This is a genomic window from Mycolicibacterium diernhoferi (assembly GCF_019456655.1).
Lineage (GTDB): Bacteria > Actinomycetota > Actinomycetes > Mycobacteriales > Mycobacteriaceae > Mycobacterium > Mycobacterium diernhoferi.
Genome location: NZ_CP080332.1, coordinates 5,507,028 through 5,521,030, shown reverse-complemented (window position 1 = coordinate 5,521,030; position 14,003 = coordinate 5,507,028). Strand labels below are relative to the sequence as shown.

Sequence of the window (14,003 nt, the reverse complement as noted above, 5' to 3'; positions counted from 1 at the left end):
CGACGCAACGGTGAACGGTACAGTCGCCCCATGACCGATCCGTCCCGCGGCGTGCGCGTTCGACGCGTCAACCGCAGGCCGGGTTGGGTCCTGCTGACGGTGTTGCTGGTGCTGGCCATCGTCGCCAGCACGGTGCTGGTCTTCACCAATCGGGTCGAACTGCTCAAGTTGGCTGTGGTGCTGTCGTTGTGGGCAGCCGTCGCCGCGGCCTTCGTATCGTTCATCTACCGGCGCCAGAGCGATCTCGACCAGGCCAAGGTGCGCGACCTCAAGTACGTCTACGACCTCCAGCTCGACCGCGAGATCTCCGCGCGCCGGGAGTACGAGTTGGCGGTGGAGGCGCAACTGCGCCGGGACCTCTCAGCCGAACTGCGCGCCCAGGCGGCCGACGAGGTCGCCGCGCTGCGGGCCGAACTCGCGGCGCTGCGCACCAGTCTGGAGATCCTGTTCGACACCGACCTGGAGGCGCGCCCCGCACTGGAGACGGACCGCCCTGCGGGCCGGGTGATCGCCAGCCGGGTCGACACACCGGTGCGAGCGGAGGCCGAGCCGCGGACCGAGGAAAGCCCGATCATCGACGTGCCCGCCGAACCGCAGCCACCGGAGTTCAGATGGACGCCCTCGGAACCGGTGGAGCTGTTCGGTGGCGCGCACCGGCGGCCGTCGGAAACCGAGGATCCCGCGCCGTGGCAGCAGCGCCGGGCCGAGAGCCCGCCTCCTCCCGCTCCACCGCCACCACCAACCACACCGCCACCGAGCCAGTGGGCCCCGCCGCCGGCCCCCGCACCGACACCACCAGTGGCACCGACACCACCGGTGTCGCCCCCGCAGCCTGTCCCCGAGCCGCCCGCGCCGGAGGTTGAGCCCGATCGCCGCGGCCGGCACTACAGCAGCGAGGCCGAACAGACCGGCACGCCGCGCCGGGCCCGGCACGCCGTGCCCGGCGAGCCCGAGCCGGCGCCCCCGCGCAGATGGCGTGCCGCCCCGGAGGAGGCGCCGGCGGGACCCGTGGCCCAGTCCCGGCACCGCGGCGCCGACGAACCGCAGGGCCCGGATGAGGAGCCGGAGGCCGAGAGCGGTCAGCACGCCGGTGGCCAGCCTGTCTCCGAACTGCTCTCGCGGCTGCAGGCGACGCCCACGACCGGTGGCCGGCGTCGACGCCGCGAGGAGTGAGCTAGGCTCGGCACGGCCGTCCGGTACCCGCAGTGCGGGACCGCAACGTTTATCACCGAAGAGTTTGCGAGGTCGTCTGTCATGGTCGACGGACTCCGTCCAGCTCGCCTCACCGTCGGCATCATCTCCGCCGGCCGGGTGGGCACCGCGCTCGGCGTGGCGCTCGAGCGTTGCGAGCACGTCGTCGTGGCGTGCAGCGCGATCTCCAACGAATCCCGGCTGCGTGCCGCCCGCCGGCTGCCCGACACCGCGGTGCTCCCGGTCCAGGAGGTCGCCGGGCGCGCCGAGTTGCTGGTGCTCGCGGTCCCCGACGCCGAACTCGGCGCCCTGGTCTCCGGGCTGGCCGCGACCGGCGCGGTCCGTCCCGGTGCGATCGTCGTGCACACCTCGGGTATCAACGGGATCGGCGTCCTGGAGCCGCTGACCGCCCAGGGCTGCATCCCGCTGGCGATCCACCCGGCCATGACGTTCACCGGCGCCGACGAGGACATCGACCGGCTGTCCGACGCCTGCTTCGGGGTGACGGCCGCCGACGAGATCGGCTACGCGATCGGGCAGTCGCTGGTGCTGGAGATCGGCGGCGAGCCGTTCCGGGTCCGCGAGGACGCCCGCGCGCTGTACCACGCCGCACTCGCGCATGCCGGAAACCACGTCACGACGGTCGTCCTCGATGCCGTCGAGGCGCTGCGGGCCGCGCTGCGCGGGCAGGAACTACTCGGCCAGGAACTGATCGTCGACGCACCGGGTGGGCTGGCCGAACGGATCGTCGCGCCGCTGGCACGGGCGTCGCTGGAGAATGCCCTGCAGCGTGGGCAGGCGGCCCTGACCGGCCCGGTGGCTCGCGGTGACGCCGACTCGCTCGGTAGGCATCTGCAGGCCCTGAGTGAAACCGATCCCGAACTGGCGCAAGCCTATCGGGCGAATTCGCTGCGCACCGCCGAGCGTGCGCACGCACCGGAGGAAGTATTCGAAGTGCTCCAGACGAATGGGACAGGCCAACCGTGACCGAACGCAAGAAGCCGACCTTCACCGCGGGTGAGCTCAACGTCTACCGCAGGCCCGCCGATGTCGCCGACGTGACCCGGGCGCTGCGGGGCGCAGGCCGGCGGGTGATGCTGGTGCCGACCATGGGCGCCCTGCACGAGGGGCATCTGACCCTCATCCGCAAGGCCCGGCAGGTGCCGGGGTCGGCCGTGGTGGTGTCCATCTTCGTCAACCCGTTGCAGTTCGGCGCCGGGGAGGATCTCGACGCCTACCCGCGCACCCTCGACGAGGACCTGGCGGCGCTGCGGGCCGAGGGCGTCGACATCGCGTTCACCCCCACCGCGAACGACATGTACCCGACCGGGCCGCGCACCACCGTGCAGCCGGGTCCGCTCGGAGAGGAACTCGAAGGAGCTTCGCGGCCAACGCATTTCGCTGGAATGCTGACCGTCGTGTGCAAGCTGCTCCAGATCGTCGCGCCGGACCGGGCGTTCTTCGGGGAGAAGGACTACCAGCAGCTGGTGCTGATCCGGCAGATGGCCGACGACCTCAATCTGGACACCCGCATCGTCGCGGTGCCGATCGTCCGCGAGGCTGACGGGCTGGCCATGTCCTCGCGCAACCGTTACCTCGACGCGGTGCAGCGCGAGCAGGCGCTCGCCATCCCGTCGGCGCTGCTGGCCGGCGTGTACGCGGCGGGGGAGGGGGCGTCGGCCGCGCTGGACGCCGCCCGCGCCGTGCTCGACGAGGTGCCCGATATCGGCGTCGACTACCTGGAGGTCCGGAACAACTGGCTCGGGCCCGCACCGGAGACCGGCAGGGCCCGGATGCTGGTGGCCGCCCGGCTCGGCAGCACCCGGCTGCTGGACAACATCGCCATCGACATCGGCGTGCCCTCGGGCCCGGGGCCGGATGTCCCGTTCGACGGACACGAATTGCCCTGGAGGAACTGATGATACGGACGATGCTCAAGTCCAAGATCCATCGTGCCACCGTCACCCAGGCGGATCTGCACTATGTGGGTTCGGTGACCATCGACGCCGATCTGATGGACGCGGCGGATCTACTGGAGGGCGAGCAGGTCACCATCGTCGACATCGACAACGGGAACCGGCTGGTGACCTACGCCATCACCGGTGAGCGCGGTAGCGGCGTCATCGGGATCAACGGCGCCGCAGCGCATCTGGTGCACCCCGGCGATCTGGTCATCCTGATCGCCTACGCCGCCATGCAGGACGCGCAGGCGCGCGAGTACCAGCCCAGGATCGTGTTCGTCGACAACGCCAACCGGCAGATCGACCTGGGCGAGCACGCCCATGACCCCGCGTACGTGCCGGCGGATGCGTCCGGCCTGATGTCGCCGCGCTGAACGATGCTGCTTGCAATAGACGTCCGCAACACGCACACCGTCGTCGGGCTCATCGCCGGATCCGGAGACCACGCCAAGGTGGTGCAGAACTGGCGGATCCGCACCGAATCCGAGGTCACCGCAGACGAACTCGCGCTGACCATCGACGGACTGATCGGTGAGGACACCGAACAGCTGACCGGTGCCGCGGCACTGTCCACGGTTCCCTCGGTGCTGCACGAGATCCGGTTGATGCTGGAGCAGTACTGGCCGGCGGTGCCGCATGTGCTCATCGAGCCCGGGGTCCGGACCGGCATCCCGCTGCTGGTGGACAACCCGAAGGAAGTGGGTGCCGACCGGATCATCAACTGCCTGGCCGCTTTCCACAAGTACAAGGCCCCGGCCATCGTGGTCGACTTCGGCTCGTCGATCTGCGTGGACGTGGTGTCGGCCAAGGGCGAGTTCCTCGGCGGGGCCATCGCGCCGGGTGTACAGGTGTCTTCCGATGCCGCCGCCGCGAGATCCGCGGCGCTGCGCCGGGTCGAGCTGACCCGCCCGCGGTCGGTGATCGGCAAGAACACCGTGGAGTGCATGCAGGCCGGTGCGGTGTTCGGTTTCGCCTCGTTGGTGGATGGGCTGGTCGAACGCATCCGCGCCGATGTCGCCGGTTTCGGTGGCAGTGACGTCGCCGTCGTCGCCACCGGCAACTCCGCTCCGCTGGTGCTGCCCGACCTGCGCACCGTCGAGCACTACGAGCAGCACCTGACGCTGGAGGGGCTGCGGCTGGTGTTCGAACGCAACCGCGACAACCAGCGCGGGCGCCGCTGATTAAGCTGGCTGTCCGTGAGTTCTAATGACGAGCCAGCCGCGCCGCCGTCCGATGCATCTGATCATGACGACACCCCTGAGCAGTACCGGATCCGGCAGGCCAAGCGTGAGCGCTTGATCGCCGAGGGGCGCGACCCCTATCCGGTGCAGGTGGCACGCACCCATTCGCTGGCCGAACTGCGGGCCGCCTACCCCGAGCTGGCCGCTGACACCCAGACCGGCGAGATGGTCGGCGTCGCCGCCCGGGTGGTGTTCGCCCGCAACACCGGCAAGCTCTGCTTCGCCACCCTGCAGGACGGTGACGGCACCCAGTTGCAGCTGATGATCAGCCTCGCCGAGGTCGGCCAGGAGTCGCTGGACGCCTGGAAGGCCGACGTCGATCTCGGGGACATCGTCTTCGCGCACGGACAGGTCATCAGTTCCCGGCGCGGCGAATTGTCTGTGCTGGCCGATTCCTGGCAAATCGTCTCCAAGGCATTGCGCCCGCTTCCGGTCGCGCACAAGGAGATGAGCGAGGAATCGCGGGTTCGGCAGCGCTATGTGGACCTGATCGTGCGTCCCGAGGCGCGCTCCATCGCCCGGCAGCGCATCGCCGTGGTGCGGGCGGTGCGCTCGGCGCTGGAGCGGCGGGGTTTCCTCGAGGTCGAGACGCCGATGCTGCAGACCCTGCCCGGCGGCGCGGCTGCCAGGCCGTTCGTCACACACTCGAATGCGCTCGACACCGACCTCTATCTGCGTATCGCTCCGGAGTTGTTCCTCAAGCGCTGTCTGGTCGGCGGTTTCGAGAAGGTCTTCGAGTTGAATCGGAACTTTCGAAACGAAGGTGCGGATTCCACACATTCTCCGGAATTCGCGATGTTGGAGACTTATCAGGCTTACGGTACATACGACGATTCCGCCATCGTCACCCGTGAACTGATTCAGGAAGTCGCCGACGAAGCCCTGGGCACCCGTCAGGTGGAGTTGCCCGATGGCAGCACCTACGACTTCGACGGTGAATGGCAGACCCTGGAAATGTATCCGTCGTTGTCGGCGGCACTGGGGGAAGAGATCACCCCGGATACGACCCTGGAACGACTGCTGGCCATCGCCGATCGGCTCGGCGTCGAGATTCCCACCGACCGCGGTTATGGGCACGGGAAATTGGTCGAGGAACTGTGGGAGCACACGGTGGGCGAGACCTTGTGGGCGCCGACCTTCGTGCGTGACTTCCCGGTCGAGACGAGCCCGCTGACGCGCGCTCACCGCAGCATTCCGGGTGTCACCGAAAAGTGGGACCTCTATGTGCGGAAATTCGAATTGGCGACCGGTTACTCCGAGTTGATCGATCCCGTGGTGCAGCGCGAACGTTTCGTCGCCCAGGCCGCTGCGGCCGCCGCCGGCGATGACGAGGCAATGCGCCTGGACGAGGATTTTCTTGCCGCGTTGGAGTATGCGATGCCGCCCACCACGGGTACCGGAATGGGAATTGACCGCCTGCTCATGGCATTGACGGGACTGACGATTAGGGAGACCGTTTTGTTCCCGATTGTGCGCAGACACTCACATTGACTTGCATAACGTGACTGGTTGTTGAACGCCCTCCATTCGTGTGCCACCATTGCCGCAGGGGTTCGGGGTGAATCTACGAGTGGCCACAGAAGGGTCGTGTGAGCTATATGGCTAAAAAAGTAACCGTCACGCTGGTCGATGATTTTGACGGTGAAGCTGCGGCCGACGAGACCGTCGAATTTGCACTCGACGGCGTGAGCTATGAGATCGACCTTTCTGCAAAAAACGCGACGAAACTGCGCAACGATCTCAAGCAGTGGGTGGAAGCCGGTCGCCGGGTGGGCGGGCGCCGTCGTGGGCGTTCGGCCGGCTCGGGACGCGGCCGGGCGGCCATCGATCGTGAGCAGAGTGCGGCCATCCGGGAATGGGCCCGTCGTAACGGACACAATGTGTCCACCCGTGGTCGCATTCCGGCCGAGGTCATCGACGCTTTCCACGCCGCCACCTGAGGAGGCCGGGGTCGGTTTCGGAGCCGATTCTCGCAAAAAAGACGCCGGTTGCCGGATCGCCGAGCGGTGATCCGGGGCGGAGCCGATTCCCGTCGCGTCGCTCGCCCGCGGGCGTCTTCGCTCACGGCGAACTGATCCCGGCGGTTTTCCGGAAACGTTCGACGGTCATTCTGCGTTGTGACATTCAACTGGTGTGTGAGCACCGGCGGCGCCGAGCAAGTTGTCATGCGAGGCACCGAGGGAAAGCACCCGTGGACCCCGACCACTAGAGTGGACGGCAGGTGCGGTGCCTGTGCAGTTCCTGCACGGCGCACGTCTCCGCCCTATGTGAGGAAGAGCAGGTAATACCGATGTTCGAGAGATTCACCGACCGTGCCCGTCGGGTCGTCGTCCTGGCTCAAGAAGAAGCCCGGATGCTCAACCACAACTACATCGGCACCGAGCACATCCTGCTCGGCCTCATCCACGAGGGTGAGGGCGTAGCCGCCAAATCGCTCGAGTCGCTGGGCATTTCCCTGGAGGGCGTGCGCAGCCAGGTCGAGGAGATCATCGGCCAGGGCCAGCAGGCGCCGTCGGGGCACATCCCGTTCACGCCGCGTGCCAAGAAGGTGCTGGAGCTCTCCCTGCGTGAGGCGCTGCAGCTCGGCCACAACTACATCGGCACCGAGCACATTCTGCTCGGCCTGATCCGTGAGGGCGAGGGCGTCGCGGCCCAGGTGCTGGTGAAGCTCGGCGCCGAACTCACCCGGGTGCGCCAGCAGGTCATCCAGCTGCTGTCCGGCTACCAGGGCAAGGAAGCCGCCGAAGCCGGCACCGGCGGACGCGGCGGAGAGTCCGGTAACCCGTCGACCTCGCTCGTCCTGGATCAGTTCGGCCGCAACCTGACGGCCGCCGCCATGGAGGGCAAGCTCGATCCGGTCATCGGCCGCGAGAAGGAAATCGAGCGGGTCATGCAGGTGCTGAGCCGCCGCACCAAGAACAACCCGGTGCTGATCGGTGAGCCCGGCGTCGGTAAGACCGCCGTCGTCGAGGGCCTGGCCCAGGCCATCGTGCACGGCGAGGTCCCCGAGACGCTGAAGGACAAGCAGCTCTACACGCTGGACCTCGGCTCGCTGGTGGCCGGTAGCCGCTACCGCGGTGACTTCGAGGAGCGCCTGAAGAAGGTGCTCAAGGAGATCAACACCCGCGGCGACATCATCCTGTTCATCGACGAGCTGCACACGCTGGTCGGAGCGGGTGCCGCCGAGGGCGCGATCGACGCCGCCAGCATCCTGAAGCCGAAGCTGGCCCGCGGCGAGCTGCAGACCATCGGCGCCACCACCCTCGACGAGTACCGCAAGTACATCGAGAAGGATGCCGCCCTGGAGCGCCGGTTCCAGCCGGTGCAGGTCGGTGAGCCGACCGTCGAGCACACCATCGAGATCCTCAAGGGTCTGCGCGACCGCTACGAAGCGCACCACCGGGTGTCCATCACCGACGGTGCACTGGTGGCCGCCGCCACCCTGGCCGACCGCTACATCAACGACCGGTTCCTGCCGGACAAGGCGATCGACCTGATCGACGAGGCCGGCGCCCGGATGCGCATCCGCCGCATGACCGCACCGCCGGACCTGCGCGAATTCGACGAGAAGATCGCCGATGCGCGCCGGGAGAAGGAGTCCGCGATCGATGCGCAGGACTTCGAGAAGGCCGCCAACCTGCGTGACCGCGAGAAGCAGCTGGTCGCCCAGCGCGCCGAGCGGGAGAAGCAGTGGCGCTCCGGGGATCTCGACGTGGTCGCCGAGGTCGACGACGAGCAGATCGCCGAGGTGCTGGGCAACTGGACCGGTATCCCGGTGTTCAAGCTGACCGAGGCCGAGACCACCCGCCTGCTGCGGATGGAAGACGAGCTGCACAAGCGGATCATCGGCCAGGAGGACGCCGTCAAGGCCGTCTCCAAGGCGATCCGGCGTACCCGCGCCGGCCTGAAGGACCCGAAGCGTCCGTCCGGTTCGTTCATCTTCGCCGGCCCGTCCGGTGTCGGTAAGACCGAGCTGTCCAAGGCGCTGGCCGCGTTCCTGTTCGGCGACGACGATGCGCTCATCCAGATCGACATGGGCGAGTTCCACGACCGCTTCACCGCGTCGCGGCTGTTCGGTGCCCCTCCGGGCTACGTCGGCTACGAGGAGGGCGGCCAGCTCACCGAGAAGGTGAGAAGGAAGCCGTTCTCTGTTGTTCTCTTCGATGAGATCGAGAAGGCCCACCAGGAGATCTACAACACGCTGTTGCAGGTCCTGGAGGACGGCCGGCTCACCGACGGTCAGGGTCGCACGGTCGACTTCAAGAACACCGTGTTGATCTTCACCTCGAACCTCGGCACCTCCGACATCTCCAAGGCTGTCGGACTGGGCTTCACCCAGGGCGGCGGGGAGAACAACTACGAGCGGATGAAGCTCAAGGTTCACGACGAACTGAAGAAGCACTTCCGTCCGGAGTTCCTCAACCGCATCGACGACATCATCGTGTTCCACCAGCTGACTCAGGACGAGATCATCCAGATGGTCGACCTGATGGCGGGCCGGGTGTCCAAGCAGCTGGCGGCCAAGGACATGGAGATGGAACTGACCGACAACGCCAAGGCGCTGCTGGCCAAGCGCGGCTTCGATCCGGTGCTGGGTGCGCGGCCGCTGCGTCGCACCATCCAGCGTGAGATCGAGGATGCGCTGAGCGAGAAGATCCTGTTCGACGAGGTCGGCCCGGGTCAGGTCGTCACGGTCGACGTCGAGGGCTGGGACGGGGAAGGCGCCGGCGAGAACGCCAAGTTCACCTTCGTCGGACGCCCCAAGACGTCCTCGTCCACCGATGAGGCGGACCTGGCGGCCACGGCAGCCGATTAGTCGCAACGTCGAAGCCCCCGACCGGAGTATCCGGTCGGGGGCTTTGGCGTAATATCCGTACTGTTCCCGATGGGTTCCGGAATCTGGTGTAATCCCAGAACGGTCGCGCCACTGTCAAAGTCAGACCCGACGCCTATCACCACACTGTTGACCTGGGACGCGTACTCCCGAAAGGATCGGATATGACTTCTGCCGAGACACCCAAGACACCGGCGCGGGCCCGCGCCATCGACCTCTCCGCCGCGAGTGCGGTGGCGTGGCTGTCGCTGACGGCGTTCTTCGCGCTGCTCGTGCTCTACTTCGTCGGGATGGACCAGGGTGCGACGTCGGTGTTCGGCGCCAACACCGTCATCCACGAGTTCGTCCACGACGCCCGGCATCTGCTCGGCTACCCCTGCCACTAATAGCCGGAAGCAGATAACACTCCGATGGAAAAACACATCATCGGGCGCGGCCTCCTGGCCGGCGCCCTCGGCGGCGTGCTCGCCTTCGTCTGGTCCTGGATCTTCATCGAACCGCTGATCGACCGGGCGATCGATTACGAGGACGCGGTCAGTGCGGCCCATGAGGCCATCGAGCACGGCGGTCACTCCCACGATCACGGTGGCGGCGGGATCGAGATCACCCGCACCGTGCAGTCCACGATCGGACTGGGCTTCGGTCTGATCGCGTTCAGCGTCGCCATGGGCGCACTGCTCGCGGTGCTGTTCTGCGTCGCATACGGCCGCATCAGCAGCCTCTCGGCCCGCGCCACGGCGGCGCTGCTGGCCGGCGCCATGCTGATCTCCCTGTGGATCGTGCCGGCGCTGAAGTACCCGCCGAGTCCGCCCGCGCTCAGCCTGGACGAGACGATCCAGCAACGCACTCTGCTGTATCTGCTGGTGACCGTGCTCTCGGCGGGGCTGCTGGTCGGTTCGGTACTGCTGGCCCGCAAGCTGGCGCCCAAGTTCGGCGCCTGGAACGCCTCGCTGATCGGGGCCGCCGATTATGTGGTGTCGGTCGCGGTGATGTTCCTGCTGCTGCCGACCATCGCCGAGACGCCGGGCCCGATCACCGATACGGCGGGCAACGTGGTGCTCGACGGATTCTCAGCCGACCTGCTGTACGAATTCCGGCTGTACTCGCTGGGCACCCAGGTCGTCATGTGGACGACGATCGGCCTGGTGTTCGCGGCACTGGTATCGCGTCTGCTCGACCAGAAGCAGCCTGCGAGGCAACCGGTTGAGTGAAGTCGTCCGGCTGACCCTCGTCTCGCATGGCATGACCGATGCGATGGCAGCCGGACGATTCGCCACCGACGAGCCGCTCAACGACCTGGGGCACCGACAGGTCGGTGCGTGCGCCGACCTGGGTCCCTTCGACGGAGCCGTCTGCGGGCCGGAGCGACGCACCGTGCAGACCGCCGATCTGCTCGGCCTGCGTGCCACCACCGCACCGGCGCTGGCCGACCTGAATTGCGGGCGGTGGCGCGGCGCCGAACTCGACGGCGTCGATCCGGCCGACCTCACGGTGTGGCTCACCGACCCGTCCCAAGCCCCGCACGGCGGGGAATCGATTGTCGCGCTGTGCAAGCGGGTCGGGAGCTGGCTGGACGCCATGGCCGAACGCCGCGGCCGGCTGGTGGCCGTCACGCACCCGGCGGTGATCCGGGCCGCGGTCCTCAATGCGCTGAATGCTCCGGCAAAGTCGTTCTGGCGCATCGACATCGAGCCCGCCGGTCGCGTCGGCATGCACTACCGGGGGCACGTCTGGACGCTGCGTCTGAGCTGAATCAGCCCGCGGTCCGGGCGGCGATCTTGGCGCGAATCTCGGCCATGTCGAGTGCCTTCACGCGACCGATGAGGTCCTCCAGTGCGGCAGGGTGCATCGCACCGGACTGCCGATAGACGAGCACACCGTCCCGGAAGGCCATCACGGTCGGGATCGACGTGATCTCCAGCGTGGCGGCCAGGTCGCGCTCGTGCTGGGTGTCGACCTTGGCGTACACCACCTCCGGATGCGCTTGCGCGGATCGCTCGTACACCGGGGCGAAGGCGCGGCACGGTCCGCACCACGACGCCCAGAAGTCGACCAGCACAATCGGATTGCCGGTGATCGTGGACTCGAAGTCGTCGTAGGTCAGGTTCTCGGTGGCCATGGTCAGGCCAGTCCTTTCAGCATCAGGTTCCAGTACATGAACGGCAGCCCGTACTTCTTCAGGTACCAGTAGGGCCGGTGTGGCGCGGTCGGGTCGATCAGCGGGAACGACGGCGTGATGTTCAGGTCGTAGTCGAACTCCGCGAGCAGCATGTCGTGCGAGGACGTGACGATCGGGCACGACCCATAGCCGTTGTAGGAGGCGGTCATCGGCCGGCCGGCCAGGTATGACTCGATGTTCTCGACCACCACCGGCGCCTGCTTGCGGATCGCCGCGCCGGTCTTGGAGTTCGGCGAGGACCCGGCGTCACCGAGGCTGAACACGTTGGGGTAGCGCACATGCTGCATCGTGTGCTTGTCGATCTCGACGTAGCCGTTGGCGTCGCCGGTCGACAGCGGGCCGGCCTTGATCCAGTCCGGTGCCGACTGCCGCGGCGCCACGTGCAGCACGTCGTAGGGCAGCATGGACCCCGATCCACCCTCCGCGCCCGAGGTGAGGCACACCTTGTGTGCGGAGGCGTCGATGGAGGTCACCTCGGCTCCCGTGTGCACCGTGATGCCGTAGTCCGCGGCAACCGCATCGAGACTGTCGGCGATCGCCGGGATCCCGAACAACCTCGGTGTCGGCACCACCAGGTGCACGTCGATGTCGTCGAGCACGCCTTGGGAGCGCCAGTAATCGGCCGCCAGGTAGGCGATCTTCTGTGGGGCCCCGGCACACTTGATCGGACCCGAGGGCATCCCGAAGACCGCTGTGCCCGAACGTAGCCCGCGGATGAACTCCCACGTCTTCGGCGCCAGGTCGAACCGGTAGTTCGACGACACCCCGTCCTTGCCGAGTGCCTCGGCCAGTCCCTCGGTGCGGTCCCAGTCCAGCTGGATCCCGGGGCAGACGACCAGCACGTCGTACGCGTAGACCGTGCCGTCCGCGCAGGTGACCGTGTTGTTGTCCGGGTCGACCGACGCGGCCGCCTTCTTGATCCAGGTCGCACCCTTGGGCATGACCGAGGCCTCGGTGCGGACGGTGGTCGAGGCGTTCGCCTGGCCACCGCCGACCAGGGTCCACAGCGGTTGGTAGTAGTGCACATCCGACGGCTCGATGACCGCGACGTCGGAGCGCCCCTTGCGCAACAGTCGGGCGGCCACTGAGATGCCGGCGGTGCCACCGCCGACGATGACGATCTTGTGCTTCGCAGTTGTCATTGTCGTTGTTCTCCTCCGCGCGTTCGCTCAGGCGTTCTGGTGGACGGCTTCCCAGGCGCCGTAGCCGCCCAGGATGTCGCTGACATCGGTGAATCCGTTGCGCCGCAACAGGCTTGCCGCCACCGAGGACCGGTAACCGCCGGCGCAGTACACGACGGTCGGTTTGGCCGGGTCCAGCTCGCCGGCCCGGGCGGGCAGCTGGCCCACCGGGATGGTGATGGCGTCCGGGATCGTCCCGGCGGCGACCTCTCCGGGGTTGCGCACGTCGACGACCTGCAGGTCGGGCAGCGTGGCCGCGCGCTGGTCGAACGACTGGGCGGTCAACCGGGAGGCCACCTCGACGTCCCCCTGGTGGTCGAACATCACCTCGAACGGCCGGTCCAGGTAGCCGACCACCCGGTCGAAGCCGATGCGCGCGAGCCGCGTCTTGGCCTCCAGTTCCGCTCCCGGTTCGGTGAACAGCACGATGTCGACGTCGGTGGGGACGACCGAGCCGGCGAACTCGGCGTAGCGGCCCTCCAACCCGATGTTGATGGCGCCGCGCAGGTGTCCCAGCGCGAACTCCTCGGGGCCGCGGCCGTCGACCAGGATCGCTCCGGCGTTCATCGCCGCGCGCGTCTGGTCGTAGCTCAGCGCTTCCGGTATCTCGGATTCGGCCAGCAGCTCACGGTCCTTGCGGTTCAGGACGGCGTTGTAGACGAAGTAGGCCGGGGCGGGCGGCTGCCCCTCGGTGACCAGCTCCATGAACGTGGCCTTGTCCGGGGCGCGCAGCGCGTAGTTGGTCTCCTTCTGCTCGCCGATGGTCGAGGAAAGTTCGGTGGAGAGGTTCTTGCCGCAGGCCGAGCCCGCGCCGTGGGCCGGGAAGACCCGGGTGACGTCGGGCAGCGTCATCAGCTTGTCGTGCAGCGAGTCGTACAGCTTCTCGGCCAGCTCGTCGCGGGTGAACCCGATCGAGGCCAGCAGGTCCGGCCGGCCGACGTCACCGATGAACAGCGCGTCGCCGGTCAGCACCCCGTAGGGCGCCGCGTCGTCGGCATGCTCGTAGACCACGATGCTCATCGATTCCGGGGTGTGGCCGGGGGTGTGCCGGAACTCCAGCGTGACCTCACCCAGGGAGTAGCGCTCGCCGTCGGCGACTCCCATCGAGTCGAACTCGGTCTCGGCGACCGAGGAGTAGACGATCTTGGCGCCGGTGGCCGCGGCCAGCTCCAGGTGGCCGGATAGGAAGTCGGCGTGGAAGTGCGTCTCGATGACCAGCTCGATGGTGTAACCGAACTCCTCGGCGTCGCGCAGGTACTCGGCCACGTCGCGCTGCGGGTCGACAACGACTGCGCGCCCGGTGTTTTCGTCGGCAATCAGGTAGGACGCGTGGGACAGGCAGTCCAGGTAGTACTGGATGAACTTCATGGGGTGGTCCTCTCGTTCAGTAGGTGGGTCCGGCCTCTGCATCCCAGG

Annotated in this window: 14 protein-coding genes; 11 read left to right on the top strand and 3 right to left on the bottom strand. The window is 67.5% G+C overall.

From position 1 onward, the window contains the following. Positions 1-30: 30 nt before the first annotated feature. The 11 genes from K0O62_RS26255 (at position 31) to K0O62_RS26205 (ending at position 10,979) form a co-directional block, all read left to right on the top strand. Positions 31-1,173 carry a DUF6779 domain-containing protein gene (locus K0O62_RS26255; protein WP_073856863.1) on the top strand — a complete coding sequence of 381 codons (1,143 nt, stop codon included), beginning with the start codon at positions 31-33 and terminating at the stop codon, positions 1,171-1,173. Positions 1,174-1,254: 81 nt separating this feature from the next. Next, positions 1,255-2,178: a Rossmann-like and DUF2520 domain-containing protein gene (locus K0O62_RS26250; protein ID WP_073856862.1), complete on the top strand. Its 924-nt coding sequence runs from the start codon at positions 1,255-1,257 to the stop codon at positions 2,176-2,178. Next, a complete protein-coding gene (panC, locus tag K0O62_RS26245; RefSeq protein WP_073856861.1) occupies positions 2,175-3,110 on the top strand; it encodes a pantoate--beta-alanine ligase in 936 nt (311 codons plus the stop codon). The genes K0O62_RS26250 and panC overlap by 4 nt, the downstream gene beginning before the upstream one ends. Beyond that, the gene (gene panD / locus K0O62_RS26240; RefSeq protein WP_073856860.1) at positions 3,110-3,526 is read left to right on the top strand and encodes an aspartate 1-decarboxylase; all 417 of its coding nucleotides are present in this window, start codon (positions 3,110-3,112) and stop codon (positions 3,524-3,526) included. Before panC ends, panD begins: the two co-directional genes overlap by 1 nt. A gap of 3 nt (positions 3,527-3,529) precedes the next feature. After that, entirely contained in the window at positions 3,530-4,333 is an 804-nt protein-coding gene (locus K0O62_RS26235) for a type III pantothenate kinase (protein WP_073856859.1), read from the top strand. A gap of 15 nt (positions 4,334-4,348) precedes the next feature. Continuing rightward, positions 4,349-5,884, top strand: a complete 1,536-nt coding sequence (gene lysS, locus K0O62_RS26230) for a lysine--tRNA ligase (protein ID WP_073856858.1) — start codon at positions 4,349-4,351, stop codon at positions 5,882-5,884. A gap of 107 nt (positions 5,885-5,991) precedes the next feature. After that, positions 5,992-6,333, top strand: a complete 342-nt coding sequence (gene lsr2, locus K0O62_RS26225; RefSeq protein WP_073856857.1) for a histone-like nucleoid-structuring protein Lsr2 — start codon at positions 5,992-5,994, stop codon at positions 6,331-6,333. Positions 6,334-6,683: 350 nt separating this feature from the next. Next, a complete protein-coding gene (gene clpC1, locus K0O62_RS26220; RefSeq protein ID WP_073856856.1) occupies positions 6,684-9,209 on the top strand; it encodes an ATP-dependent protease ATP-binding subunit ClpC in 2,526 nt (841 codons plus the stop codon). Between the two features lie 182 nt (positions 9,210-9,391). After that, positions 9,392-9,613, top strand: coding sequence for a CbtB domain-containing protein (locus tag K0O62_RS26215; protein WP_073856855.1), 222 nt, complete (start codon positions 9,392-9,394; stop codon positions 9,611-9,613). A 24-nt stretch (positions 9,614-9,637) separates the two neighbouring features. Beyond that, on the top strand, positions 9,638-10,438 hold the full coding sequence (locus tag K0O62_RS26210) for a CbtA family protein (protein ID WP_073856854.1): 801 nt from the start codon (positions 9,638-9,640) through the stop codon (positions 10,436-10,438). After that, positions 10,431-10,979: a histidine phosphatase family protein gene (locus K0O62_RS26205; RefSeq protein ID WP_073856853.1), complete on the top strand. Its 549-nt coding sequence runs from the start codon at positions 10,431-10,433 to the stop codon at positions 10,977-10,979. The genes K0O62_RS26210 and K0O62_RS26205 overlap by 8 nt, the downstream gene beginning before the upstream one ends. A 1-nt stretch (position 10,980) precedes the next feature. Here K0O62_RS26205 and trxA read toward each other — a convergent pair whose 3' ends face one another. Genes trxA through K0O62_RS26190 form a run of 3 tightly spaced genes read right to left on the bottom strand, consistent with a single transcriptional unit; the run spans position 10,981 to position 13,955 of the window. Next, positions 10,981-11,346: a thioredoxin gene (gene trxA / locus K0O62_RS26200; protein WP_073856852.1), complete on the bottom strand. Its 366-nt coding sequence runs from the start codon at positions 11,344-11,346 to the stop codon at positions 10,981-10,983. A 2-nt stretch (positions 11,347-11,348) separates the two neighbouring features. Further along, positions 11,349-12,548, bottom strand: a complete 1,200-nt coding sequence (locus K0O62_RS26195) for an NAD(P)/FAD-dependent oxidoreductase (protein WP_073856851.1) — start codon at positions 12,546-12,548, stop codon at positions 11,349-11,351. 27 nt (positions 12,549-12,575) lie between these two features. Beyond that, complete coding sequence (locus K0O62_RS26190) at positions 12,576-13,955, bottom strand: MBL fold metallo-hydrolase (RefSeq protein ID WP_073856850.1); 1,380 nt, start codon at positions 13,953-13,955, stop codon at positions 12,576-12,578. Positions 13,956-14,003: the final 48 nt, after the last annotated feature.